The 24722-nt window shown below is 42.2% G+C and carries 26 protein-coding genes and 3 tRNA genes; 14 read left to right on the top strand and 15 right to left on the bottom strand.

Features of this window, described 5'->3' with window-relative positions; translation table 11 throughout:
• Positions 1-8: 8 nt before the first annotated feature.
• From CH373_RS02800 to CH373_RS02780, 5 genes are all read right to left on the bottom strand, one after another.
• Positions 9-539, bottom strand: a complete 531-nt coding sequence (locus tag CH373_RS02800; RefSeq protein WP_100712429.1) for a hypothetical protein — start codon at positions 537-539, stop codon at positions 9-11.
• A gap of 86 nt (positions 540-625) precedes the next feature.
• Positions 626-1030 (bottom strand): LA_3150 family lipoprotein, encoded by a 405-nt coding sequence (locus CH373_RS02795; protein WP_100712428.1) that lies wholly within the window; start codon positions 1028-1030, stop codon positions 626-628.
• Between the two features lie 9 nt (positions 1031-1039).
• The gene (locus CH373_RS02790; RefSeq protein WP_100712427.1) at positions 1040-2665 is read right to left on the bottom strand and encodes a hypothetical protein; all 1626 of its coding nucleotides are present in this window, start codon (positions 2663-2665) and stop codon (positions 1040-1042) included.
• A gap of 278 nt (positions 2666-2943) precedes the next feature.
• Positions 2944-3624, bottom strand: coding sequence for a Dph6-related ATP pyrophosphatase (locus CH373_RS02785; protein ID WP_207761421.1), 681 nt, complete (start codon positions 3622-3624; stop codon positions 2944-2946).
• 16 nt (positions 3625-3640) lie between these two features.
• Positions 3641-4273: a low molecular weight phosphatase family protein gene (locus tag CH373_RS02780; RefSeq protein WP_100712426.1), complete on the bottom strand. Its 633-nt coding sequence runs from the start codon at positions 4271-4273 to the stop codon at positions 3641-3643.
• A gap of 376 nt (positions 4274-4649) precedes the next feature.
• Here CH373_RS02780 and CH373_RS02775 point away from each other — a divergent pair, with 376 nt between their 5' ends.
• On the top strand, positions 4650-5501 hold the full coding sequence (locus CH373_RS02775) for an SDR family NAD(P)-dependent oxidoreductase (protein WP_100712425.1): 852 nt from the start codon (positions 4650-4652) through the stop codon (positions 5499-5501).
• A gap of 5 nt (positions 5502-5506) precedes the next feature.
• Here the strand turns inward: CH373_RS02775 and CH373_RS02770 are convergent, their stop codons facing one another.
• The 4 genes from CH373_RS02770 to CH373_RS02755 form a co-directional block, all read right to left on the bottom strand.
• Positions 5507-6259, bottom strand: a complete 753-nt coding sequence (locus CH373_RS02770) for an amidohydrolase family protein (RefSeq protein ID WP_100712424.1) — start codon at positions 6257-6259, stop codon at positions 5507-5509.
• Positions 6260-6366: 107 nt separating this feature from the next.
• Positions 6367-7131 (bottom strand): GNAT family N-acetyltransferase, encoded by a 765-nt coding sequence (locus CH373_RS02765; RefSeq protein ID WP_165778766.1) that lies wholly within the window; start codon positions 7129-7131, stop codon positions 6367-6369.
• Between the two features lie 200 nt (positions 7132-7331).
• Positions 7332-7721, bottom strand: a complete 390-nt coding sequence (locus CH373_RS02760) for an MORN repeat-containing protein (RefSeq protein ID WP_100712422.1) — start codon at positions 7719-7721, stop codon at positions 7332-7334.
• A gap of 15 nt (positions 7722-7736) precedes the next feature.
• Positions 7737-8138, bottom strand: a complete 402-nt coding sequence (locus CH373_RS02755) for a hypothetical protein (RefSeq protein WP_100712421.1) — start codon at positions 8136-8138, stop codon at positions 7737-7739.
• Between the two features lie 183 nt (positions 8139-8321).
• Between CH373_RS02755 and CH373_RS02750 the strand changes: the two genes are divergently transcribed.
• From CH373_RS02750 to CH373_RS02710, 9 genes are all read left to right on the top strand, one after another.
• Positions 8322-8657, top strand: coding sequence for a darcynin family protein (locus CH373_RS02750; RefSeq protein ID WP_100712420.1), 336 nt, complete (start codon positions 8322-8324; stop codon positions 8655-8657).
• A 52-nt stretch (positions 8658-8709) separates the two neighbouring features.
• A complete protein-coding gene (locus CH373_RS02745; protein WP_279305855.1) occupies positions 8710-9222 on the top strand; it encodes a TetR/AcrR family transcriptional regulator in 513 nt (170 codons plus the stop codon).
• 146 nt (positions 9223-9368) lie between these two features.
• On the top strand, positions 9369-10202 hold the full coding sequence (gene sppA / locus CH373_RS02740; RefSeq protein WP_423789751.1) for a signal peptide peptidase SppA: 834 nt from the start codon (positions 9369-9371) through the stop codon (positions 10200-10202).
• Positions 10203-10208: 6 nt separating this feature from the next.
• The gene (locus tag CH373_RS02735; RefSeq protein ID WP_100712416.1) at positions 10209-10811 is read left to right on the top strand and encodes a hypothetical protein; all 603 of its coding nucleotides are present in this window, start codon (positions 10209-10211) and stop codon (positions 10809-10811) included.
• A gap of 28 nt (positions 10812-10839) precedes the next feature.
• The gene (surE, locus tag CH373_RS02730; protein ID WP_100712415.1) at positions 10840-11592 is read left to right on the top strand and encodes a 5'/3'-nucleotidase SurE; all 753 of its coding nucleotides are present in this window, start codon (positions 10840-10842) and stop codon (positions 11590-11592) included.
• 19 nt (positions 11593-11611) lie between these two features.
• Positions 11612-12340, top strand: coding sequence for a tetratricopeptide repeat protein (locus CH373_RS02725; protein WP_100712413.1), 729 nt, complete (start codon positions 11612-11614; stop codon positions 12338-12340).
• A 36-nt stretch (positions 12341-12376) separates the two neighbouring features.
• Positions 12377-12448: transfer RNA gene (locus CH373_RS02720), tRNA-Pro, on the top strand.
• A gap of 12 nt (positions 12449-12460) precedes the next feature.
• Positions 12461-12534, top strand: a tRNA-Arg gene (locus tag CH373_RS02715).
• A gap of 6 nt (positions 12535-12540) precedes the next feature.
• Positions 12541-12613, top strand: a tRNA-His gene (locus CH373_RS02710).
• Between the two features lie 242 nt (positions 12614-12855).
• Here CH373_RS02710 and CH373_RS02705 read toward each other — a convergent pair.
• Complete coding sequence (locus CH373_RS02705; RefSeq protein WP_165778765.1) at positions 12856-14514, bottom strand: hybrid sensor histidine kinase/response regulator; 1659 nt, start codon at positions 14512-14514, stop codon at positions 12856-12858.
• A gap of 227 nt (positions 14515-14741) precedes the next feature.
• On the opposite strand from CH373_RS02705, the gene CH373_RS02700 reads away from it, so the two are divergent.
• Together CH373_RS02700 and CH373_RS02695 are read left to right on the top strand one after the other, a co-directional pair.
• Positions 14742-15155, top strand: coding sequence for an ester cyclase (locus tag CH373_RS02700; RefSeq protein WP_100712410.1), 414 nt, complete (start codon positions 14742-14744; stop codon positions 15153-15155).
• A 201-nt stretch (positions 15156-15356) separates the two neighbouring features.
• Entirely contained in the window at positions 15357-16382 is a 1026-nt protein-coding gene (locus CH373_RS02695; protein ID WP_100712408.1) for a quinone oxidoreductase family protein, read from the top strand.
• A gap of 243 nt (positions 16383-16625) precedes the next feature.
• Here CH373_RS02695 and CH373_RS02690 read toward each other — a convergent pair whose 3' ends face one another.
• Positions 16626-17228: a hypothetical protein gene (locus CH373_RS02690; protein ID WP_100712406.1), complete on the bottom strand. Its 603-nt coding sequence runs from the start codon at positions 17226-17228 to the stop codon at positions 16626-16628.
• A gap of 160 nt (positions 17229-17388) precedes the next feature.
• On the opposite strand from CH373_RS02690, the gene CH373_RS02685 reads away from it, so the two are divergent.
• Positions 17389-18300: a TIGR01777 family oxidoreductase gene (locus CH373_RS02685; RefSeq protein WP_100712405.1), complete on the top strand. Its 912-nt coding sequence runs from the start codon at positions 17389-17391 to the stop codon at positions 18298-18300.
• 61 nt (positions 18301-18361) lie between these two features.
• On the opposite strand, the gene CH373_RS02680 is transcribed toward CH373_RS02685, so the two are convergent.
• Positions 18362-19546, bottom strand: a complete 1185-nt coding sequence (locus CH373_RS02680) for a hypothetical protein (RefSeq protein WP_100712404.1) — start codon at positions 19544-19546, stop codon at positions 18362-18364.
• Between the two features lie 104 nt (positions 19547-19650).
• The gene (locus tag CH373_RS02675; protein WP_100712402.1) at positions 19651-20457 is read right to left on the bottom strand and encodes an SDR family NAD(P)-dependent oxidoreductase; all 807 of its coding nucleotides are present in this window, start codon (positions 20455-20457) and stop codon (positions 19651-19653) included.
• A 235-nt stretch (positions 20458-20692) separates the two neighbouring features.
• Between CH373_RS02675 and trxA the strand changes: the two genes are divergently transcribed.
• Complete coding sequence (gene trxA, locus CH373_RS02670) at positions 20693-21010, top strand: thioredoxin (protein ID WP_100712401.1); 318 nt, start codon at positions 20693-20695, stop codon at positions 21008-21010.
• Positions 21011-21123: 113 nt separating this feature from the next.
• On the opposite strand, the gene CH373_RS02665 is transcribed toward trxA, so the two are convergent.
• Together CH373_RS02665 and CH373_RS02660 are read right to left on the bottom strand one after the other, a co-directional pair.
• Complete coding sequence (locus CH373_RS02665) at positions 21124-22851, bottom strand: acyl-CoA dehydrogenase family protein (protein WP_100712399.1); 1728 nt, start codon at positions 22849-22851, stop codon at positions 21124-21126.
• A 164-nt stretch (positions 22852-23015) separates the two neighbouring features.
• Entirely contained in the window at positions 23016-24674 is a 1659-nt protein-coding gene (locus CH373_RS02660; protein WP_100712397.1) for an alpha-glucosidase, read from the bottom strand.
• Positions 24675-24722: the final 48 nt, after the last annotated feature.

Genomic DNA, 24722 nt, shown 5'->3' with positions numbered 1-24722 from the left:
CGAACCTATTAGATTCCGAGTTTTTCCCGGAATCTTTTTTTCTCCTTTATGAGTTGCGATACGAAAGTAGAAATCGCAAAAAAGAAGGCAAATGCTAAAAAGAAATATGGCATGATGGAGGTCCTCTCCGGTGGAATACTAGACTGGATCGTCAGTCCGGAAAATGTCACCACACCGAGTACAGCGGGCACGGTCAATACTGCCCCCAAATTTACGGAAACCTTATATGTAAAAGATGAATCGAATGCTTTATCGATCACTCCGTAAGACCAGAGCCAGCTTCTGAATTTTTCTTGAGAAGATGCGTTTTGAAACCACAATTTCTCCCCGACCTTTTTTACCGTATAACCTGCGGATTCTAATTTTGCGATTAAGGTTTTTAGATCCGTTTTTGTATCGAATTTACCTTTTAAGAAAGAAGGAAAGGTTCTACGAAATTCACTTTCCTTAAATTCTATCTTCTTTTTCTTTTCGCGGATGGAGAATAGAAAGATCGTAATAAAAAACAAAAACGGCAGAACCATCTGGAGCACATTCATGCGAGCTTACTCTTTTTGCCGATTATCGGCTGGGAATATTTGTATCTTTTCCCAGCCTGTTCTCTTTTCGACTAAAAAACTAGTAACTAGAATCCTGCAGCCTGAATCGCGGTGCTCGCGCAAAGAACTGCATTCGGATCGCATAGATACGAGTTATACTGAACTCCACTCGCTTCTATAATTACAGATCCAGCTCCGCTAAATCCTAAATCCGCACAGGACTTTGTACTAAGCGCCGATTTTCTCATGGAATTATCTAATCCATAATCCGGATGCAAGTAGACATACGCTTCGGGCGTCAAGGTCACAAACTTGTCCAAGCAGATACCGCTATAAGTAAGGTTCGATGCTACATCTATACGGACTACTGATTTATGACCGCTGGGACTCGTAGAGAGCAGCCCTAACACATTCCGATAATCTTCCTCTGGAACTGGTCCCTTGCAGGATGAGAAGAGCGCGCAGAATAATATAATTTTAAATAACTTCATATAGATCTCCTATTCTAGCCTCGCAAATCTTTCCGGCGTCATAGTACCGGTCCAGAAATTGGCTTGAAGTTGAAAATAAACCACATTATCTCGAACATCCGTTGGTTGTCCGGTAACCCGATCCGGAATCAACTTATCTCTAAAGATTTGATAGAAGATCTGGGCTTTGAAAACGTGTTTGTCACCAAACAGATTCAAGCCGATCCAGTAGGAACGAAACACCTCGCCGGGATCCAAACTCTTATTCCAATTTAGATCTCCTTGGAGGTAGTCATATCTTGCTGTCGGCATAATGAATTTTCCTCCGCCCAAATGGAACACGTAACCCAAAGAGAGGTGATATCCTTTCAACTTGTCCGGAGCTGCAGATCCGGAAAAAACAGAGTAAGCTCCGTTCGCATAAAACCCGTGGGAAGTAAAGGTAAAATCATAGGTGTGCCCGATCAAACCTAGCTTCGGTTTTCCCGGACTAGTTTTATTTGCCGGCTGAATGTAAGAAGCTCCCGGATCGCCTCCATCCGGTGTGGTTTGATATGCGAGTAGTCCTGGCTGCGCAACCCCTGCTGGATAATAATCAGGGTTAAACGGCGATGGAACTTTTATGTTTCTATGATCTGCAAAGGCTGCACCTAAAGAGAGCTTAGTGTCTTTTTGAAAGATTTCCTCTCCCTCTATCCATCCGATATCCTTTCCGTTTTTATCCAATCCTCCAAAAACATTCCACTGCATTCTTCCGTAATAGGCAGGTGAAGTCAGCTTTGGAACATTTGGTCTATCTTCGGCTAAGTCCACTCTTCTTCCGAATCCGTAGTCTCCTGGACCACCATGCCCATTCGCAACCATAAGCTGAACTGTGAGCATCCTTTCCCACTTCTCATTGATCTCTTTTAGCGGATGGAGCAAAAGGTTAACACCTGCATCGAATTGAGGAAGTACGAGTGTGGCCATAGAGCGTTCCACGTTAATCAAGTTTGCAGAAGTGGCTATATATTCCCTTTGAAACGGAACGTTAATCGCGCCGAAGAAAAGTCTTGATTTCATCCACGGGATGTTCAACCAAATAGCTGCTTCTTGGATATACCCTCTTGCGTTCCCGAGAGATACATCTTTTACGTTTCCTGCGGCGTCTTTTTTCGTACGGAGGAACTGACTGCTAATTGCGTTCTCCAAACGTAGGTTGGCCATACCCCCCCACCATTTGTCCCCTTCATAGATAAATCCCAAACGAAGTCTTCGAAAGTTCCAATCAACTACGGAGAAGTCGTCACGACCATTCGCATAAACGGAGCCGGCTTGTCCGGAAATACCACGGAATTGCACTCGACCTGTAATAGTTAATCTCTCCGTATTCGGATCCTGGGGTCTATTCGCGATCCCGTTCGGAAGCGGAGCTTCTGGAAGGCTGGTTGTAAAATTCTGATTTTCTAATATGATTTTTTTCCGATTCGGACCGGGCTTTCTGTAAATTTGGCCCGTGGCTTCATCCTCATATAGTTCCTGTACTCGATGAGCCTTTTCCTCTTGTTTTGTAGGCTCTGGACTTTTCTCTTGTCCCCTTAATATCTGTGTTTGGAAAGCCAAAATTCCGACAAGAAGTACCGTCCTTTTCCTTCCCTTTGCTTTGATTCTTTTCATTTTTAAACCGATGAATTCCTACCGTTTCGAAAAATTGCCCGTAACGGATTTGTAATCGTTGTAACCGAATCTAAACAATTTTTATTACAATTTAATTACGAATTCACTAGGACTATTTTACAAAGACCCGGCACGCACGCTGAATCACAGGGAATTCAGTGATAAAAGAAATTTTCGATTACTAATAGGTTACATGTTGAATGCCTAGGCCAAAGGCCAGAGAATCAGCAATATGGCGGAAGAGAGTAAAAATTGCGCGAGAAGAAGCTTATATTTGTTCAGCTCGCGGTTAATAAGTCGGCATAAGTGAAGCCGCTTCGCTCTACGATCTCACCTAGTCGGATCGGAATCGGGCGAGAGAAAAAAGGCGCATCATAGACGATCGTATGGAATTCTCCGTTTTCGCCACAGGGATCTACAGTAGCCGGAAGCTTTTGTAAAAAATCCAAGTCGAAATCCAGACCGACTAAATCAGGAGAAAGTATTTTAGGATTCAGAGTGCTTATTTTGGCCTTAAATCCATTGGCGATCATGTCTAAAGCGAGTTGTTTTGTGTCCCGACCCCAAATCGGGAACACCGGACGAATCCCCGAATTGGCCAGTTTCTTTTCTCTATAGTCCCGAATGTCCTGGAGAAAAAGATCTCCGAATACCAAGATCTCTACTCCACTTTCCTTTAGTTGCGCACATGCAATATCCATCTCTGCTTCGTAGACTTCCATAGGACAGGGTTCAGGCAATCTAACTTTCAATAGAGGAACTCCTGCTCTATCACCTTGGAGATCCAAGAGTTCTTCGCGTACTCCGTGCATCGATACTCTGGATCGTTCTTGGTTGATGCTAGTTAGCAGAAATTTGGGTTTTTTTCCGTACATTTTTTCCGCGACCCAAAATGCAAACGCCGAGTCCTTTCCAGAACTCCAGGAAATTGCCCACTCCATATTTTCGCTTAACTGCATCAATTCAAGACTTCCCTTATAGATTTTCTTTTACTAGCTTAAATACGAAAGACAATTCTTTTGAAATGAGATCCCTAGTTTCAGAATATTTTTGCTCCTCGTCCGATGTACCGTCTGATTTCTTAGGATCGTTATATGGAAGGCTGACTCTAGATTCAGCTCCAGGAACATAAGGACAGCTAGAATCCGCGTCGGAGCAAACCATTACTGCGATAAATTCAGAGTTTGGATTCGTTGCATCGGAAATCTTTTTGGAAAAGCCCATGAGTGCAGGACCTCCTTCCGCCCAACGAAAAGAGTATTTTGGATTTCGAGGAGGTCCTTCGTTTTCGATTCTGTATCCTACATTTTCTAGACAAGAGATTACGGTTGGGTAAATTTCAGTTACTTCGGTTCCACCAGAAAAAGATTTTACTCCGGGGATATCATAGAACTGAGGGATACAAGCTCCCAAAGCTTGGGCCAATTGGCTTCTTCTAGAATTATGAGTGCATACAAAGACCAGGTTTGCTTTTCCTTTATCGTGCAAAGATTCTTGAACTTTAAATGCCAACGACTTTAGAATCTCTTTTCGTTCCGTAGTGATTTCTTTTCCGTTTGATTCTATTTTTTTAAGGTACTCATTTATCTTGGAAAATAGTTCATTCATGGGTCCGCCCTTTTCCTTTCCAAAGTTACCAGAATTACAACCGACTACGGTCAGGGTTTCTTTGCGTTCTCGGAAAACTCCATTCGAGCAACTTCAGAAAAAGACACAAACGAGGGTAATTTTCCAGAAAAGGGGAGTCAAGATAGAAATCCAGGACCATTCTTAGTACCTGTCCTTCTTGGTTCCATCGATTCAAAATCCAGTACAAATTGTTCGTTACGATTTGACTGCATCACATTAGATCTCTTAGGCGAAGGACAATCGGAGTGTATAAGGAAAAAACCGATTTTCGACTTGAATTAAGTCCGATTCAAGGAAACCTTTCTTTCCAAACGTTCTTTTTCATGACAAGAGATTCTAAGAATATTTCAAAAATATGATACGCAAAAAAAGTAAACCTGTACATTCGAAAAAAAATACTTCTGATTCAACTCCAACCGTACTGATCACCGGTGGTTCTTCCGGAATCGGAAAGGAATTTTCCAAATTATTTCTCAAAGCCGGATATCGACTATTGATTGTTAGCCTGGACAAGTCCGAACTAACAGAAACCAAAAAGGAACTTACTAAGATCTCCAAAAACCAAAAGATAGAAACGTTAGAGTTAGACCTGACCTCCAAAGGAAGCGGTCAAAAACTTTATGCGTGGACAAAATCGCTCGACGCAAACGTGGACATTCTTGTGAATAACGCAGGTTTTGGATTATGGGGAGAAACGGTCGAGCTCAGTCTTGCAGAAATTCAATCCATGCTAAACCTAAACGTAATCTCCCTAACAGAACTCTGTTCCATCTTCGGAAAAAAAATGAAGGAAAGAGGTGGAGGTTCTATCTTGAATGTCGCTTCTACCGCCTCATTCCAACCCTTGCCTTTTATGGCAGCATATGCAGCGAGCAAAAGCTATGTGGTAAGTTTTTCGGAAGCCTTGGCAGAGGAGCTATCTCCATTTGGAGTAGAAGTAAGCATACTTTTTCCAGGAACTACTCGCACAAATTTTTTATCGAGAGCGGGAATACACGCGGAAGAAGGAAAAAAATCTCTCGGGACCTTGGCGTACAGAATTGCGATGGAACCAAGCGAGGTCGCGAGGATAGGATTCGAAGCCGTTCTATTAGGAAAATCGAAAGCAATTCCCGGAACGATGAATTATCTGCACTTTCTTTCCACGAAGATTTTTCCCAGATTCATCGTTCGATCCATAGCCGGAAAGATTTTTCAAAAGAAATAGACGGATTAAGATTCTACTCCGTAGAATTTCCGAGCATTGTTTCCTAGGACATCATCCAAGAGTTCACCTTCGAATACTTCTTGGATGGTTTCTAAGTCCTTTTCTGAAAAAGGTATTCTGGATCGAGTACTCGGCAAATCGGTTCCGAACATCAGTGAAGTCGGGTCCGCTTTTGCAAACATTCGTAACGCGATCGGAACGTCAAAATCCACACGACCGAAACCGGTCGCCTTGATTTTCACTCCGTTTTCGGCTAGTTTTATCATGGTGGGAAGTCCTTCCTTCGAAAGACCTAGGTGATCAATAGAGATTTTAGGTAAGGAAATAAAGAGCTTAAACAAGAATTCATCGATTTCTTTCGCATCTATGTACAGTTCTGCGTGCCAGCCTACAAGGTCATAGACCCGATTGGCAAGCTCCCTGATTCTTGCCAAAGATTCGGAGCCACCACGCTTGACATTAAATCGAATTCCTTTGACTCCTGCTTTCGCAAGCTCGAAGATTTCAGAATCGGCAGTGTGAACGGAAATCTGAGTCACACCTACATAATTTTTTCCTAATGTTTTAAGCGCATCGATTAAGTACGTCTGATCAAATGCCTGAAAGGATCCGGAAACGACTACCCCTCCATTGATTCCCAATTTTTGAACCCAAGGTTGGTAATCCGAAATCGGAAATGGGTCCGGAAGGTAACCGTGGTTTGGGACCAAAGGAAACCTGGGATCTATAATATGAAAATGAGCGTCAAAAATAGACATGAGCTTTCAAAAGATTCTGCCTTAGATTCGAGTTAAATTCACTCAAAAATAGAGCAGTGCTCCAATTTGACTAGAGGATCAAAGCGAACTTGGTATTACAAGACAGTTTACGATTGCTTTGAAAGTTTCATGCATTCGTATTTTCTGCTTTCCCTTAATCCCAAGGTTCGGGCAATACCTGCAGATTCACCTGAAATCGCATCCCAATGGACGAACTTTCCTTGTTCCAGGCCCCATTGGAACATCCGGATTCCCAAGGCTTTTGCAAGTCCTTGGCCTCTATATTGAGGGTGAGTGTCTACCTGAACTTCTACTCCGTTCTTATAGACTAGATAAGATGCAATAGAAGCAATCGGTTGCAATCCTTCAATGACTACAAAGCCGACTCCATATTGGCAAAAACTGCGAGCCGATTCAAAATTAGAAATTTGATCGCGGGACCATTCTTGTTCCAATAGAAAACTTGCAAAATTAGGATCGATCGGGCGGATTTCTATACCCTTGGAGTATTTTCTTTGAGCCGCACGAAACATCCATTGATCCAAACTATACCAGTCGAAACTCTCTCTAAAATAAATTTCGGTTTTAAATCTACCGCTTCCGCTTAGCTCTCTCCACCAATCGGAATCGGAAGGTAAAATATGCAGCTCTTTTGACTGACAATTTTGCAGCACTCCTTCCAAGAACTCTGTTTGGAAATCGCCTACAAATAGTAAAAAATCACCGGCTCGTATAGCTCCCGTTAGCTGGTTATCCGAACGATCTAACCACGCCTCACCCATTCCCGACTCCAGAAATGCATATGGAATCTTCGTAGGCAGACAATCCGGTAACAATTTGGCCGGAAATTCTAAGGAGGCAATTGGGTTCATAAGGGACAATTTCATATACAAGCGTGTTTTAAAAGATTCAAGCTATTATTCAATAAATCGAATATATTCCACTTATTTTATGTTCTACTATCGAATAATATTACTCTATTATTTATTTTATTTTTATGATTCTTTTGAGTTTTGATACGCAGAAAGTATTAATTCCCACGATTGCGGGATCATATCAAATCGGATACGATTCAATATGAATTCATTTGATTTCCGTCTTTCCACTTTCCTTGATAGGAAACTTTACCGTCAGAATCGAACAAAGTTCCTTCGCCATTCCTCATATTGTTGGACCAACTTCCTATATAAGAAGAACCGTCTATATAACGATATGTGCCTTTTCCTTCTTTCCTACCAAAAGCCCATTCTCCTTCGTAAGATTCTCCTGATTCCAAAATCAAAGAGCCCTTTCCATGTGCTAAACCGCTCTTAAAATCTCCTTCATATCTATAAGAACCGGGACGAGCCTTAATTCCATACCCTGATTCGCAATTACCCTCGATACAGTTAGAGGAAAGATACTTGTACAAGCTTGCAGCTCCCACCAGGAGCGCTACCACCAAAAGAGCTCGTTTCACCATACGAAACAAAAATCCTTATATCTGTTTTCTAAAAATTAAGACGTTGTTATAGCCGCTTCCATCGGATTTGAAACCGCTCTGAGTAACACGAAGAGACTTACGTCCGTCCAACGATTCAATTTCTCTAATAGAAGAGCTCAAAAGTTTTCCTTCTTCCGAAAAAATATCGGTAACCATGCGATCCGGAGCCTTGAATTCCAGGATTACTCTTAATCCGTTGAAATTATTTTCTCCTTCCACCAGATGATATACGATCTCTTGACTTTGCTGATCCTCGTCAAGATACTGCATGCTTACGATATAGGCGTTATCTTCTGCCTGAACACTATACTCCCCGCCCATTGGAATCGGGCCAAATTCGTATTTGGTTCCCTTCGGGTCCATAATCCAGGTTCCAAGAAAGTCAGAACGGTCCATAGCCGGTGCCTCTTGCAGAAGGTACTAACTTTAACTGCATTTTAAAAGAAAGTCAATAGCATCCGGAAGACGGACATAAAACAGGAGACCCAGACAAGCGTTGCGTATTTTCTTTCCGGTTTTTCCTCCGATACGGTAATTTTATATTTACGATACTAACAAGTTCCGTAATTATTGGAATTCATGAAAAAATCTCTGCGCTATGTGAGCATGGTTTTGCTCGAAGCCCAGCCTGCTTGGTTGGCTCTAGATCGTAAAACTCGGAATGAAATTATGACCCCGTTACGAACGATCTTATCCAAGTATCCAGATGTAAGCGTACGGTGGCTGGATTCGGACGCTATCGGACACGGATATACAGATATCGCACTTTGCGAATATAATGATATTGAAAAGTATCACTTTCTTTGGGAGGAATTGAGGGACACGATTGTTTTCGGGCATCCTTATTTCCTGCTGAAAGATACGCTTTTCGGAATCGAGGACGCTTACGTTGCCTTCGAAAACAGTAAAAATTAAGAAGAGAGGTCGGCCTTTTTCTTCGGATACTGAGAGTGCGATTTTGAAGGCCGTGCCTGCAATTCTAGCATCTAAAGGATTTTCTGGTATGACTCTAGACGACGTTGCACTTGTCTCAAAAACCGGAAAGGCTGCGATCTATCGAAGATGGAAAGGAAAATCTGAGCTGGTCGTAGACGCGATTCGAATGGCTTTTCAACAGACAAATCCGAAAGCGCCGAATACCGGGGATCCGATCAAAGATTTGTGCATTTTATTGGGCAATACTGCAAACATGTTGGAAAATTCTTTCGCAGGAAAAGCGATCCGAAGGCTGGTTTCTGAATTGCCTTCTCAACCGCAACTCAAACGCCTAGTGCGAGAATTGGATACAGAGCGTAGGTCCTTACTGATCGAGATTTTAGACCGTGGGAATTTAAGGAACGACTCGGAGACAATATCTATGCTTTTGGGTCCGATCTATTTTCGATTTTTGATTACGGGGGAAAAAATTTCGGAGGAATTTATCTTTCAAATCGTAAACAGAGTTTCTTCCCCTGCTAATTCATTGACAGCCGGAGCCTAAAGGATTCCCCTTTTACTGTGGATCGAAATCGTATAGCTTTAGCAGTCACTTTCGTAGTTGCAGTTCTTTCGTTGTTCGTCGGACTAATCAATCTTGTATCGAATGTCACTCCGTCCAGACTCACTAGATTAGAAGGTCGTCCAGGATTGGGTACTTCTAGGACTGGTGCCGCCCTGGTCAAAATCGACGGAGAAATTCACTCCGGACATTCTACTTTTGAGAGCACAGGAGCAGATACAATCCTGGAACAACTTAGATCGATTGAAGAAGATCCGAATATTGTAGGAGTCTTAATCGAAATCAACTCACCCGGGGGATCTGTAGGAGCATCTCAGGAAATCTATCGAGAATTGATGCACCTGAGAAAGGACAAAAATATCAAAATCGTGGTGTCCATGAAAGATATCGCAGCATCCGGGGGCTACTATATCGCCGCAGCTGCGGATAAAATTTATGCGTTAGGCGGTACGATTACTGGTTCGATCGGAGTGATCGCGATCGCTCCGAATATAAAAGGACTATTGGATCGATACGGCGTCAAAGTAAGAACCTTTAAGGAAGGAAAGTACAAGGATTCTCTTTCCCTTTTTAGGGACAATACTGCGGAAGAAGATGATATGATTCAGAAAATGTTATCCGACACCTATGAAGAATTCATCGAAGATGTTTCCAAAGGCAGAAACCAAACCGTAAAATTCGTTCAAGCACTTGCGGAAGGAAGAATCTATTCCGGACACGATGCTTTCAGAAACAAATTAGTCGATGATATCGGAGGCAGAAGAGAAGCCCTTTCTGAATTATCAAAGCTTTGCAACTACGATGGAACACTTCCTTTATACGAAGAAGAGCACAATCCTTTGGATCGGTTTTTTCAACTCTTGCAATCCAAGATGAACGGCTTTTCCTCCGAGAAAGCGTTATTAAACGAATTAAGACGTTCTCCGGTTTTAGTATTGTATCCAGAGTCTATCCGTTGGTGAGCAATTATGCTTAAGATTTTTTTTGTAAGAAGTATCGATCTGATCGACTGTATACTATTCGAGCCCTTCCGCGCGGAATCTCTTCTTTCTACTTGGGAGCCAAGGTCGTTAAAAATTTTAGCAAGCTTGATAACGCTCATCTCATCTATAAGTATGGGTGCTGCATTCGTACTGATTTCTCCACCTTACACAAACAGAAGTTTTGGATTTCTGATATCGGGTGCGATCGGTCATTTTCTTTTCTTTAGCCTTCTCCCCTATTTGCTTGCTTTCGTGATCGATGGCTTTGCGCAACAGAGGGATAGAAAAGGGCACTCGAAGATCACGTTCGTTTTCGTAAAGCTATCCATCGTAGTGTTCCTCACCGCTGCTGCTTGGTCAGTCCTACTCTCGCAGTTAGGACTTTCAGGTGGATTTGGAATATTCACGTTGTATACGGTACACTATGGATTCTTCACCGCAGTGTTGATTCGAGGAACCATGTACTTATACGATCTAAAATGGAAAGATGCTGTGTTTTTTAATTTAGGAACTTTTATAGTGACTTTCTTTTTTCCTCTGACCATGTATTTCAGTTTAGTGTCTTCTTTCAGCGCAGTGTTTCAATAGATCGATCGGTAAGTTCGCAACTTTAACTATGAATATACTTATCACCAACGACGACGGAATTTCGTCCCAAGGAATCCTCGCTTTAGAAAAAATTCTTGGACCGGAACATAAAACCTTTCTGATTGCTCCTTTAAAAGAAAGATCTGCCACTTCCATGGCTTTAAGTATTTATGATACACTTAGGGTCGAGAAAGTAAATGATAACCATTACATTGTGGATGGCTATCCTGTTGACTGTGTGAATATCGGTTTGCACGGTAATATTTTTCCCGAAGTGGATCTGGTCTTATCCGGAATCAATCGCGGGGTCAATATGGGCTACGACGTTCATTACTCCGGGACTGTTGGGGCGGCAAGACATGGTGCGATTCATAAAAAATTGTCGATTGCAATCAGTTCCGGAAACATGCAAAGCGGTTATGATTATTATCCGGAAGCACAACTGATTAAAGAATTCATTAAGACCTTTGCGGATAAGTTAAACCCGGGAACCGTTTATAACTTCAACGTTCCTCCTAATATCAAACCTGAAATTTCTAAAATAGAAATTGCTAGACTAGGAGTTAGAACCTATACAGATACATATTCTACAAGCTCGATCATCGGAGGAATTTCCGATTTTTCTTTGGGCGGTTCTATTCTCGGGTACCATCATGAAGAAGGGACCGACTTCACTGCGTATTATTCGGGCAAAATACCACTGACTCCATTGAGCCTGGATCAGACTTCTCATGTTTCTCTCCAGAAGCTAAAACAGTCACTATCTCACCGAGTAAAATAAAATAAGCAAGGGCCAAGCTTTGGATAAAAAGGAATCAAAGCCTCCGAAAAGTTCCAGCATTCCTCCAAAAAGAAGGATATATTCCGAAATTCTAAAGGAGAATTATACGTTTGCGATCACTTTGATCGACCGTGAGATTTCCGAAAAAGGAAAGGATCCAGAATTGTTGTACAACTTTGCGGTCTGTTGCTCTAGAACAGGGAACCACAACAAGTGTGTATCCGTTCTGGAGGAATTACTCTTGGAGTTTCCGCGTTTTTATGAGCGAGACAATGTTTTCAGAATGGAGATCTATTCTCTGATCGAGATTGGAAAGTATAAAGAAGCGCTGGAAAAAACCGAAGAAAGATTAAAGCTCGCGGTCGACGATATTATGCTGTTATCTTTGAAAGCCAGTGCTCAAGAAAAATCTGGCGAGGTCGGTGCTGCCATAGAAACTCATATGAGAATTTTGAGACTACAGCCCGAACACAAGAACAGCCTGAATTCTTTAGGATACCTGCTTTTGAACGATAGATCCCCGAACAATGAGGAACTCAAAATCGCGATCGATAGTTTAAGAAAGGCGCTTCAGCTTTCCCCGGAGAATCCTGCCTATTTGGATTCGTTCGGAGTGCTTCTTGCTAAATTGGGAAAAACCGAAGAGGCACGAAAAGCCTTTTTGAAAGCTCTTCAGGGTGCGAGTTCCAACGATACGATTCTAGAACATCTGAAAAATCTCTCTCAAAGCAGCGAACAAGGAGCTTGACAATGCGGCCTCCGTGGAAAACATGGAATCCGAATTCGGGATGTAGCGCAGTGGTAGCGCATCTGTTTTGGGTACAGAGGGTCGCTGGTTCAAATCCAGTCATCCCGAGATCGAGGGATCGACTCGGTAGCTCAGCTGGATAGAGCAACTGCCTTCTAAGCAGTCGGTCGGGGGTTCGAATCCCTCTCGGGTCAAATACGGTGAGCGTAGCTCAGTTGGTAGAGCTCCAGATTGTGGTTCTGGCTGTCGCGGGTTCGAGCCCCGTCGTTCACCCATCTTCCTCCCTCAAATTCCAAATCTAATCATTCCAAACACAATTTCATTCAGGGGCTCGAAGCGAGATCTTGAAAGCGATCATAGCGACCCATAGGGAGCGTAAAGGATCGCGTCCGAGACACACGATGTGTCGAGGCAAGATCGAGACGCCGTGGAGCTTAGTCGGCCACGACGGACGACTGCGTAACGGCGAGCCCCGTCGTTCACCCATCCTCCCTCAAATTCCAGACATACAGCTTTCATGCATCCAAAGCATTCCGAATGCTAATCAACATTTCATCCATTTGGAAGGGCTTTTGCACGCAGGTAAGCACTCCAAGCGCCCTCATTTCGGAAATAATTCCCGGCTCAAAGGAACCACTGGTAAGGATAAGTTTCATTTTCGGATGAATCGCTTTGACCAACTTAGCGACTTCCCTTCCGTCGATTGTCGGTAAGCCTAGATCTGTGATAATAATGGAAATTTCTTTTTGGTGCTGAGAAAACATCGTAATGCCTTCGGCTCCGTCTTTAGCTTTTAAAACCGTGTAGCCGCTTTCCTCTAGATTCGAGCTCAGCAAATCCAGAACCATTTCTTCATCTTCAATTAATAATATAGTTTCTGTTCCTCTCGGAATTCTTCTCGCGATTTGCTCTTCTTCCGTATTTATTTTAGAAAGGATTTCAGGTGCAGGCAAGTAGATCGAAAAGATCGTACCTTTTCCCGGTTCGGAGGCTACATTGATTCTTCCTTGGTGATTACTGATAATACTATAAGCAAGAGACAAACCTAATCCGCTTCCTTTGCCTATGTCCTTTGTGGTAAAGAATGGATCGAATATTTTCTGCTGAATCGATTCATCTATTCCAAAACCAGAATCTTCAATTTCTATTACTACAAACTCGTCTGCGATTTTTCGTAAGAGCTTGTCATGGATATTCTCGAATGGAGTTGAATGGGTCCGAATACACAATTTTCCACCGCTCGGCATAGCGTCTTTAGAGTTTACGCAAAGGTTCAATAAAACTTGATGGATTTGACTGGCATCAGCCAAAACAAATGGAAGATCTTCTTGGAGATCCGTTACGATTTTTATGTTTTTTGGAAAGGTTTCACTTAAAGTTTCATAAATTTCTAATGCAATATCGTTCACCTGAGTCGGCCCCAGGCTAAAGTCGCTTTTTCTGGCAAAAGTAAGTAGCTGTCGAGTTAAGGAGATCCCTCTCTGAGTAGCTATTTTCAGGGCTTGCATGCTCTTGGAAAACCTATCATAATCTGATCGGAAGTTCTCTAAGACGGAAATGTGTCCGGTTATAATCGTAAGAATATTGTTAAAATCGTGGGCAATACCGCTCGCGAGCGTCCCCAGCCCCTCCAATTTCTGGGCATGGATTAGCTGGAGTTCCATTTCTCTTCTGTAGATTTCGTTTTCCTTTAACTTCTGCTCCTTTTCTTTATTCGCAGTGATATCTTCAGCCAAACCGGCAAATCTAAAGATTTCTCCTTTTGAATTTCGAATTGGAAAGCCCCTATCTCGTATCCATCGTATCGATCCGTCTGGTCTTATAATTCGGTATTCCTCGCTGTAATTACCAGTAACGAGTTTATCAAATGAGCTCTGCCTTACTCTTTCTTTGTCTTCCGGGTGAATTGAATCGAGCCATGAGCGTGGATTCTGAGTCAAGCTTTCACGTGACCTACCCCAAATCTCCTCGTAGCCTAAACTAATATAAAATATCTGCGTCTGCTCCGGATCTACCATCCAAAAGACTTCTCGAATAGCATCTGTCAGCTGGCGAAACTGCTCTTTACTTTCCTCTAGTTCCTCCTCCGCCAGTATACGTCTTTGAATTTCTCTATCCAGCTCCTCTGACAAGCCCGGTTTAACAAATTTACTGTTTGTGTCAGAATGATCCATAAACGTTCGCCAAGTTGGCATAGGAAAATAATTCGCACCAAATATATTATATATATATAAAATACCTGCAGTGGCCGCTTTTCTATCCCAAGAACCGCTCTATTTAAAAAGAAAAATCGGGATTTTGTCTACCTATTACTGGTCATACACAAGTATTGTTAGTTTCTTAATATGTCCCATTTATAGATTTGACTTGTAAGTTTAGGGACGAATTTCAGACTTAAGCTATGGATCAACTGTTAGAAAATAAGAAAATTGTAATTCGCTTTAACAAGGAAGTTATTGAAGACGGAAACTCCCAGACATTTCGGGAGATTTTCGATCCTGATTTTGTCAATCGAACTGCCCCAGAAGGATCTAACGGACCGGAAGGAATGTTCAATACTTTTAACAATATATTGAGACCGGCTTTTCCGGATCTTCGAGTAGAAATCTATGATCAGATTGCTGAAGGCGACAAAGTAACAACAAGAAAGGCAATCCTCGGAACCCATAAGGGAGAAATCATGGGGATTCCGCCTACAAACAAGAATGTACGGATAGACGTTATTGATATCGTAAGACTTCGAAATGGCAAATACTTTGAACATTGGGGAGTAAATACCCTGCCATCCGTGCTCGCAGAATTGAGAAACGGTTGATTCCTATATTGTTAAGCGACTTGAATAAAATCGAGTTCCGCGGGTTTTGGATTAGAAAATATACGAATCGCACTTGAAATCACTTTATTGATTGCAGCAAACATCGATATGCAAGATGGTTGTGAATTTTCTGAATCATTGAAATAGAAAAAAGGAATATTCAATAAGCTTTGTTGAATATTTCAAGAGGAAGGAACCATAATGCGTGCAATACCAATTAGAAAACCTTGTAAAGCATCTGAACTTAAAATTGAGAATTGGCCGGATCCTAAACCCCAAAAGGGAGAAGTATTAATCCAAGTCAAATCGTTCGGCCTAAACTTTGCGGATATAGTCGCGAGAAAAGGCCAGTACAATGATGCGCCTAAAATGCCCTTTGTTCCGGGTTATGAAGTCGCCGGAATCGTCAAGTCGGTCGGGAGTGGTGTAAAGAAATTTAAGCCTGGGCAGAAGGTATTAGCTCTGACTTTATTCTCCGGCTACGCAGAACTTGCAATTGCTAGCGAGATGACTTGCTTTCCTCTGCCGGCAGGTATGACCTTCGCACAAGGCGCTTCTATACCGGTTAACTTTGTGACCGCCTGGCATTCGTTACACGAAACAGGAACCCTATTAAAAGGGAGTAAAATACTAATTCACGCTGCCGCTGGCGGGGTCGGATTGGCCGCGATTCAGTTGGCCAAGCTCGTCGGCGCTGAGATATTCGGAACGGCGGGATCAGCCGAAAAATTAAAGCTACTAAAGAAGAGCGGTGTAGACCATCCGATTAACTATACATCACACGACTACGTTAAGGAAATATTAAGAATTACGAAAGGTGAAAAGATCGACATAGTTTTGGATTCTGTCGGTGGCGCCTTTTTTAAGAAGGACCTCTCTTTGATTAAACCACACGGAAGAGTTGTGGGCTTTGGAGCTTCTGCATTTTCGGATAGAAGCTTTGGAAAAATGTTCTCAATTGTTCCTCAGTTGATCAGCATGCTCACTCTTTCGATGATAGATCTTATGCTCAACAGTAAGGGCTTTTATGGAGTTAATATGCTCCGCGTTGCTAAAGAAAACACGGAGCTATTCAATCAGGAGATGAATAATCTTTTGTCCTTGTTCAAAAGCAAGAAACTAAAAACTGTTATCAGCAAGGAATTACCTTGGGATAAAATCGGAGAGGCACATTCTCTGTTAGAAAATCGTAGCACTACTGGAAAGATCGTTTTGAATGTAGTCTGATATCAATAGATGTTAATAGACATCGCTTCTTTTAGTCGCGCGACTATTGGAAATGCAAATTGTGATTTGGGTCTCCCCGCCCTTCCTGGGCGGGGGCCGGTGTGGTGGACTTCGGCCATATTCCACAAAAATCGGTCTTTTTCAAGCCTCTTATTTTATTGAATCCCCTGTAGGAGCTCCTACATCTATAGTTGAAAAACTATTGCTTTTTCACTCGCCTTCTCCACCGAAGCTTTCTCCGGCTCATTCAACTAATTGGATTTCTCTAAGACAAACTTCAGGCCCTACTTGCTCAAAAGATCCCTGGACCGACCAAATAAATATTCCTTTTGGATAATCTGTTTGTGGAACATTGGTGAAATTTTCTGTAATCTGAATTGTTTCTTTTTCTGAATTCCGAAAATCTAAAGTTACTCTCTTTACGATTTGATCCTTGGGTAACCTAGATTCCTTATCCACATTGATGGATTCCCGCAAAATAAGGGAAAGTTCCAGCGGGGGTGCATTCTTGGAACAGGCAATCACTTGAACCGCCTTCCATTTCCTGGGGACATATATTTTTTCCTGCAACGTATGAGTCAGCCGAAGTTCTAAATCAAAATCAGCCTGTTGCGGTGAGTTCCTAAGTTTTTTCCAGGTAGAATCCAATTTTCCATCCACTAGATGAAAGATTTGCGAACTTCTATCCTCCAAATAAGAATCTGTAAAATCAAACCTCAGAAAAGGAGGGTTAGACTGATACACCTGCATTTTTTCCCTGGTAGTTATAGCGAGGTATAGATTTGCTAGGATCAAAAAGGAAAGAAACAAAAATGAAATCAGTTTGGAAATTGAGAAATATTTCATACTGGAACTTAGTGCAGAATTGCATTATACCAAATCGGTGCAACTTAGATTTCCTTTCTTCTTGTCGGAACTGATCCCTTAAGAAAGAATGCTCAAGAAAGTCACTTAAGCAAAAAATTTTTTAGTAACCTTTTAGAAACAATTTTGGACGGATAATTGCATGCTTATTGGAATTACAGGCGGTACAGGATTAATCGGATCACTTCTTGCATTGCGCCTCCGCGCAGAAGGTTATGACGTCAGAATCTTTAGTAGAAGTGGCAAGTTACCGTCTAGATTGATGCGTATGTCCGAATGGGATGTCCGATTGGGAAGCATTCCTAGTAAAATTGATTTAGAAGGTGTCAAGGTCCTTATCAATTTAGTAGGAGCTCCAGTCGTAGGTGCTCGATGGACCCCCGAATATAAGGAAGTAATCCGATCTTCGAGAGTAGACTATACACGAGAACTAGTGGACGTCTTAGCAGAACTGGGAAGCAAAGGTCCAAAAACTTTAATGAATGCGTCCGGAATCGGTTACTACGGTGGATTTGAATCTGCTACTCCTCCTTTTTCGGAGTCCAGTCCTGCAGGAAGCGATTGGCTGGCCACGCTTTGTCAAGACTGGGAATCCGAAGCTCGAAAGGCAGAATCGATCGGAATCAGAACCGTTTTACTTCGGACTGGAATTGTACTTACTACAGAGGGCGGGGCTTTGTCAGCGATGCTTCCGGCTTTTCGTTTGTTCGCAGGAGGTCCACTCGGGACCGGAAACCAAGTCATGTCATGGATCCACATCGAAGACCAACTTTCTATTATACTTTATCTACTAAAGCGGGAAGAAGCAAAAGGAGCTTTTAATCTAGCTTCACCTGAAGCAGTTAGCAATTATGATTTTAGTAAAGCTTTAGGCAAAATTTTGAACAGGCCTTCCATTTTTAAAGTACCTTCTTTTATACTCAACACCGTGTTAGGCGAAGGCGCGTTCGTCGCCACTCATGGACAGAGAGTGATTCCGAAGCATATTATGGAATTTGGATATAAGTTTCGCTATCCGAATTTAGAAGGAGCCCTAAGAAGCCTACTCGGATAAACGAAGCAACGGAACTCGAATCAAAAAACAGATTTGATTTTACGTTAATCTCCCTGAAATACTAAAACTCGACCGGCACATAGAGCGCTAGGTGAAAAGTTCTAAATTCATAAGTGTACCCGTTTTGATGAAAGATAGGTCCGCCAAAAGCTAATCGAAATCTCACAATATCGAAGATTCTAGGTGTCTCAAAGAAAAATAAGAATGAAGTAAACGTACTGGCCGAAAAGCTCACCTGAGTCCGGGCTAAACTTCCGATCGTAAGTGCTTCCAACGGAGTGTAGAGTCCGGGATTCATTGCAAGCACTCCCAATGCAAAAGGATCTGGATGAAGAAGTCCTTTGGAGGCCAAGTACAATCCCAATAACTCAAGATTGTTTCCCGTACTTAAGTTCGCGAGTAAATAAGTAACGACTGGATCTCCTGTGCTTGGGTTTACATTTCCTAAACCGAACTGAATTGCAGAAATATTATTTAAGAATAATGTACGATTTGAAGAATCACCTAGACCGATTGCCAAATTAACAAGCGGATTTGAAAAATCCACATTCCCATTTAGGCGAACTTGACTCGGGCCTACTCCTAATCCGAAGCGAAACGAATCAGAATTAGATTTACCTAAATAGAATATGGGAATGGCCATCGAATATACGCCTTCCATTCTTGTATTTAAATCTGCTTTAACTCTGTCTCCGGAACCAGTCGGACTGGTATTGGAAGTACTTCCGCTGCTACTGCCTCCGGAATCCGAAGTGGAAGGTCCACTCGGAGGCTTTGGAACGAATTGATTGTTTAGATCAAAGCTGGAATTGTGAAGTAACAAATGAATTCCATACCATTCTCCGATTTGAAAATCCTTGGATTTTATATCTAACATCCAAGTTGATTTACCAGGACCTGCTTGGGTCATGGTGGCATTGTTACCGCGACCAGAAATATCTACAGTAACGCTTTCTAAAGTTACTCCAGGATTTAAGGAAAAATATTTCGGTGCGTGAGTCGGTGGAGGCGTTATGGGACTAATCATAGAGCCGGGCTTGCTCTCGACAGTCGATGAGTTCCCTTCCTCCTTATCACCTCCTCGAAGAGGTGAAGAAGGAATTTCCGGATTCTCAATTTGAGAGAGTGGGTACTGCGGCAAAAACCAAGCACGACCGAATTTTGAGTGAATCGTCTGAGCTCTTAAAGATATGCCAGGCAAAAGAAATAAGAGCCCTAACAAATAGATTTGATTTTTCGCTAGCAAACAAAGCACCTCTTAACTTTTCATTTATAAGTCAGAATCGGGATCAAAATCTTATTCTCCGAAACAACAATGAAAAATTTTTCGATTTCTTACTAACTTATACCTCAAACTTTTCGTCTCGGACTCATTAAGCCTAAGGATTTCAAAAACAGATGCGTGAATCTTGGTAAAGTCTGATAGAAGCGAAGCATAAACCAAAGAATCCAGGGAAAAATAACTTCCCGCTTGTTTTTCCGAATCGCAGCGATCGCCTTGTCTGCTACCCTTTCCACTGTGAGTGTCGGTATGATCTGTTCGATTCTAGGAAAATAGCGAACGTCGGCATCGTTTCTCTGAAAATATCCTGTATCCACTTGTCCCGGGCAGATAAGAGAAACTTCTATGCCTTTTTTCAAAAGTTCCTCCCTCAAAGAAAGGGACAATCCTACGATTGCATGCCGCGAAGCCACGTATGGAGTCATGTAAGCAAATGGAATGTAACCGGCTGGGCTTGTTAGATTGAGAATATGACCGCTTCCTCTTTTTATCATCGAAGGAAGAATCGTATGAATCATCGCAATGCTAGCAGCTAAGGGAACCTTTGTAGAAATCAAAACCTCTTCTAGACTGGATAAATCCATTGGCTTGAAAGTTCCGGTTCCAGCATTATTCACCAAAATATCAATCGGATTCTTTATTATGAAATCGCTTACCGTAGAAACCGCTTTTTCAATATTCGTTAAGTCGCAGACAAGAAGTTCAGCTTGGTAGCCTTCACTCTTTATTTCGTTCACCGCTGCCTGAAGCTTCTCTTTGCTTCTTGCTAACAAAATGACTTTGCATCCTTCCTTTGCAAGTCTGTATGCGATTGCTTTTCCGATCCCTTCCGATGCTCCAGTAACTAATGCTGTTTTTCCTTTGATTTCCTTCATAATCCCACCTTAAGCAGATGAAATTCCGCGAACAGTCGCAAGCGTTTCATCTACTGGCAAAGAATCGATTCAACGAAGAAATACAAGAATTAATCCTGTAAATGACAAGTTGTTCACTATTTTTCACAGCCGGTGTTCTTTAGAGGCTGGAACTTTACAGATCAAATCCAAACAAAAAAGATAAAAAAAGCGCAAATCCGATATACCCCCTAGAGTATTCATGTCTAATCAACATATGGACAATGCACTACCGACATCTTTCGAAGAACTGATTAAATCTCACGATAAGCCAATACTTGTGGACTTCTGGGCTCCTTGGTGCGGACCCTGTAAAATGGTCGCCCCAGAACTAGAAAAGTTCGCTCAGTCTCATAAGGGCCAAGTTACTGTTGTGAAGGTAAATACAGATGAAAAACCGGAAATCGCAGGGAACTATGGAATCCAGGGAATTCCTACGCTGATTCTATTTAAGAACGGAAAGGTTGCAGAAAGGATTTCCGGTGCAATTCCTGCTACACAGATGGAGAAAATTTTCGGCCAGCATTTGGCCTGACCGAAGCCGATCGCCCTGCGTCTGATCGAAAGGACGCAGGTTCTGAAGATCTATGCCTGTCAACGTAGACTCTTTCCAAGCAAATTTGAATTATACAAAAATATAATATAGAATTACCACTCTATAATTTGATTTACTTCCTCCAAATCCAAAGAGGTAGAATCGAAATCGCCAGGAATCCCTGGAATGGTTCTGTAAAGATGATTCACATACCCTTTTGCAAAATTATCGAAGATAGAAGTTTTTGATCCAGAATCCCTATCGTAGAGCGATTGTTCCAAAAACTCTGCTAGCGCTAATGCGCCATAGGCAAGATCCGATAGATCCACTCGAAAAGCTTCTTTCCATTCTCTCGTTTGGTTTTCGAGCAAGTTAGTCCATTTTGATAACAACCAGTTACCCACCTCCGATGCTTGGCGCAACTCAGGAAACTTACTCGCACGATTAAACTGTTCGCTTGTAAGTAAAACAAAGGAGTCACGAATCTTTTTCCGATTCATCGCACCTAACGCATGGTCTGTAATAATTAAATGAGTTCCTTCCCAGGTCTCATTAATTATACAATCGTTATGAAGTCTAGGCAAACAGGTATAATCCCCAACGATCCCCGAACCTCCAAGAGCTAAAATTGCTCTGTGAGTGATCTGAGTAGACAAGGAAGAGGATTTGTATTTTAAAAGAGGAGTTGCCAACTGCTCTGCCAAAATGGAAGACCCTGACCAAGCGATTCCTCTGAACAATGGCAGCACAATAGATGCATAAAGAATTTTTAATTCCGCCAATTCCCTGGCGTATGCACCAAAATCTCTAATTTTTTTGCCATAGGCAGTCCGAAACTTGGAGTATTCAAAAGCCTCCATGAACGCTCTTCTAGACATGCCAGCGGCTGCCAAAGCTACGTGAACTCTGCTTGTTCGAATTACATATCGTATCAAGTTTGCAATTCCATGAGAAGGGCGTCCTAAGGCTTCAGCCTCAAGGTTATCATAAACGATTTCGACAGTTAGCTTTCCTCTAGATCCGATTATATCCTTTTTCCTTAATATATGATGTCCGTTTAGCGTACCATCTTCCTTAACCCGAGGGACTAGAAAAAGGCCGATTGTTTCTGAACCCTCAATCTTGGCGGTAGTTACCCAAAGATCTCCTGGATTCGAGCAAAACCATTTCTCACCGTTTAGGATCCACTTTCCATTTTGCCCCTTTCTGGCAATTGTCCGATTTGCCCCCACATTACTTCCGCCGACTCTTTCGGTCACGTACTGACCAGCCATAAAATGGGAATTAGATCCTTTACCAGCGACTAAAGGCAAATACTTTCGCTTTTGCTCTTCGGTTCCGATCGCTTGTAAAACTTGGATCATTCCCTCAGTCATCGCAAGAGGACAATTGACTCCAGCCTCTCCATTTTGATTGGCAAGATAAGCCAAGGCAGATCTATGAAGATCCGTAAAAGGATATTTCCATTCATCATGAAAATCTAAATTTACAATTCCGTATTCGTAGGAAATTTTTCGAGAAAGCTTTTGCTCGTTGCAGTAAACGATTTCGTCAATTCGATTCCCAGTTCTGTCGAATTTAACAACCTCTCCATACTTTCCTTCTTTATGACTCGCCTCCGTCAGCTCGTCTAGAATTCCTCCCACAAGCTCACCATAACCTCTAACGTGATCCAACATGGCTCTCTTATGCTCAGAGGAATATTCCGCAGAATATCTTTCTAAGACTCTCTGCAGCACCTTGTCTGCATCGTAAAAATTTTTTCCTCGATTCCCTTTATAGTTTGAAACGTCGTATGGCGCTAATCCTGGATTGGATGCTAGTCCTTGTGGAACTTGCATGTATTTCTCCTTAGCAATTATTGAAACCGCTTAGAATTTTGTTTATATCAGGTAGCTAAAATTATGCCCAGCATTTTTAGGGAATCGGAATAGGTATAAAAAGCTCATGAAGCACTGTCTAAACAGTGTTCAAACTTTTTGCATATAGATGTACGGAATCAAGTTCAATACTGAAGCACAAGACCTTCGTACGGAGCGATTTCGAACACAACCGGTATTTCCATTTTTTCCGGCTTGCGATGTGTCGATATAACTACTTGTGCAGTTCGATTCGCGTTAGCTACGATCTTCTTGGATTCATTCTCGAAATTTAAAATGACCAAACATTTCTTTTTCTCATATTCTCTGGTGTACTGCAATACGCCAGGAGGAGAATCGTAATCCAGAGCCAGACTGCCTTTTCGTAGAATTTCATTTTTCTTTCGGATCCAAATCAATTTTCGATAAAAATTCAACAAACTATTGATCGTTCGAGATTGTGTTTCTACATTCACGGAACCGTACTGAGAATATACAGGCAACCAAGGATCAGCGGATCCAAATCCTCCGTAAACATCTCCCGACCAGCACATCGGCAGCCTACAATTGTCTCTGCTCGGATAAAGAGGCCAATACCTGATTCCAACTGGATCTTGAATTCTCTTTTTCGGAACTCTTTCATCCATCATCCCGAGTTCTTCCCCGTAATATAAAAAGGGAGTTCCGCGCAAAGTTAAGAGCATTAGCGCTGCGATCTTTGCACGAGCATTCGTTTCCAGACCGTTTCGGTAACGAGAAATATGGCGGCGAAAATCATGATTACTTAATGTATAATTTGGCCACCCTTTATCTCTCAGGCACTTTTCCCATTCTTTGATTACGTCTCTGAATTTCTCTGCTTTCCATGGAGTGTGAAAGAAAGCGAAGTTAAAAGCCATGTGCAATTCATCGCCTTTTTCACCGTAATAAGACGCCGGAAGCGAGCTGGTTCCAGGAGGTTCCATCATCACCTCTCCCACGGACATACGATCGCCGTAAGAATCCAGAACCCTACGTAGATCCTTGAGTATTCCATGCATCTCGGGCCTGTCTCTATCGTAAACGTGGTCCTGTCTATCGAATGGCCGAGCTAGCCAACGCTTGCGAGGGTTGCTTCTAAATTCAGAATCCTTAATGTATAAGTTGACTACGTCTAGGCGAAAGCCGTCCACTCCTAGATCGAGCCATTTCTTAATCATCTGGAATACTGCTTTTTCCACTTCCGGATTTCTCCAATTCAAATCCGGTTGCTGGGATAAAAAAGAATGATAATAATATTGCCCGGTTTCTTCATCTAAAGTCCACGCCCTTCCTCCAAAAGTACCCATCCAGTTATTTGGAGGTCCACCATTCACAGGTTCTTTCCAAATGTACCAATTTCTCTTGGGGTTGCTTTTAGAAGATTTGGACTCCAAAAACCATGGATGAAGATGAGAAGTGTGGTTTACAACAAGATCCATGATCACCCGGATCTTTCTTTTATGCGCTTCCTTTAGTAGTTTTTTAAAGGTATCTATATTACCGAAAACAGGATCTATGTTTTCGTAGTCCGAAATATCGTAACCAAAGTCGAACATTGGAGATGGATAGATCGGGGATAACCAGATTGCATCAACTCCCAGAGAATTCGGAGTTCCATCATTCAGGTAATCCAATTTTTGAATGATACCTTCCAAGTCTCCGATTCCGTCTCCATTGGAATCCCGAAAACTTCTGGGATAAATTTGGTATACAACTGCTTCTTTCCACCAATCCGGATTTGATTTTTTTTTGACGGTGGTCTTAGGTTTCGCCTTCTTTTCCAATGCCTGGTTTCCGTTTTTCTAATGGAATGAGAAAGAAGGCCATCAAAC

It is taken from the genome of Leptospira perolatii (assembly GCF_002811875.1).
In the GTDB taxonomy this organism is placed as follows: Bacteria; Spirochaetota; Leptospiria; order Leptospirales; family Leptospiraceae; genus Leptospira_B; species Leptospira_B perolatii.
Note: the sequence above shows the minus strand (reverse complement) of the source record. Positions and strands in the feature narration are given on the sequence as shown.

Excerpts from the sequence above, each read along its gene's own strand:
- CH373_RS02800 (WP_100712429.1), bottom strand. The coding sequence starts at position 539 with ATGAATGTGCTCCAGATGGTTCTGCCGTTTTTGTTTTTTATTACGATC.
- CH373_RS02795 (WP_100712428.1), bottom strand. The coding sequence starts at position 1,030 with ATGAAGTTATTTAAAATTATATTATTCTGCGCGCTCTTCTCATCCTGC.
- CH373_RS02790 (WP_100712427.1), bottom strand. The coding sequence starts at position 2,665 with ATGAAAAGAATCAAAGCAAAGGGAAGGAAAAGGACGGTACTTCTTGTC.
- CH373_RS02785 (WP_207761421.1), bottom strand. The coding sequence starts at position 3,624 with ATGCAGTTAAGCGAAAATATGGAGTGGGCAATTTCCTGGAGTTCTGGA.
- CH373_RS02780 (WP_100712426.1), bottom strand. The coding sequence starts at position 4,273 with ATGAATGAACTATTTTCCAAGATAAATGAGTACCTTAAAAAAATAGAA.
- CH373_RS02775 (WP_100712425.1), top strand. The coding sequence starts at position 4,650 with ATGATACGCAAAAAAAGTAAACCTGTACATTCGAAAAAAAATACTTCT.
- CH373_RS02770 (WP_100712424.1), bottom strand. The coding sequence starts at position 6,259 with ATGTCTATTTTTGACGCTCATTTTCATATTATAGATCCCAGGTTTCCT.
- CH373_RS02765 (WP_165778766.1), bottom strand. The coding sequence starts at position 7,131 with ATGAACCCAATTGCCTCCTTAGAATTTCCGGCCAAATTGTTACCGGAT.
- CH373_RS02760 (WP_100712422.1), bottom strand. The coding sequence starts at position 7,721 with ATGGTGAAACGAGCTCTTTTGGTGGTAGCGCTCCTGGTGGGAGCTGCA.
- CH373_RS02755 (WP_100712421.1), bottom strand. The coding sequence starts at position 8,138 with ATGGACCGTTCTGACTTTCTTGGAACCTGGATTATGGACCCGAAGGGA.
- CH373_RS02750 (WP_100712420.1), top strand. The coding sequence starts at position 8,322 with ATGAAAAAATCTCTGCGCTATGTGAGCATGGTTTTGCTCGAAGCCCAG.
- CH373_RS02735 (WP_100712416.1), top strand. The coding sequence starts at position 10,209 with ATGCTTAAGATTTTTTTTGTAAGAAGTATCGATCTGATCGACTGTATA.
- surE (WP_100712415.1), top strand. The coding sequence starts at position 10,840 with ATGAATATACTTATCACCAACGACGACGGAATTTCGTCCCAAGGAATC.
- CH373_RS02705 (WP_165778765.1), bottom strand. The coding sequence starts at position 14,514 with ATGGATCATTCTGACACAAACAGTAAATTTGTTAAACCGGGCTTGTCA.
- CH373_RS02700 (WP_100712410.1), top strand. The coding sequence starts at position 14,742 with ATGGATCAACTGTTAGAAAATAAGAAAATTGTAATTCGCTTTAACAAG.
- CH373_RS02695 (WP_100712408.1), top strand. The coding sequence starts at position 15,357 with ATGCGTGCAATACCAATTAGAAAACCTTGTAAAGCATCTGAACTTAAA.
- CH373_RS02690 (WP_100712406.1), bottom strand. The coding sequence starts at position 17,228 with ATGAAATATTTCTCAATTTCCAAACTGATTTCATTTTTGTTTCTTTCC.
- CH373_RS02685 (WP_100712405.1), top strand. The coding sequence starts at position 17,389 with ATGCTTATTGGAATTACAGGCGGTACAGGATTAATCGGATCACTTCTT.
- CH373_RS02675 (WP_100712402.1), bottom strand. The coding sequence starts at position 20,457 with ATGAAGGAAATCAAAGGAAAAACAGCATTAGTTACTGGAGCATCGGAA.
- trxA (WP_100712401.1), top strand. The coding sequence starts at position 20,693 with ATGGACAATGCACTACCGACATCTTTCGAAGAACTGATTAAATCTCAC.
- CH373_RS02665 (WP_100712399.1), bottom strand. The coding sequence starts at position 22,851 with ATGCAAGTTCCACAAGGACTAGCATCCAATCCAGGATTAGCGCCATAC.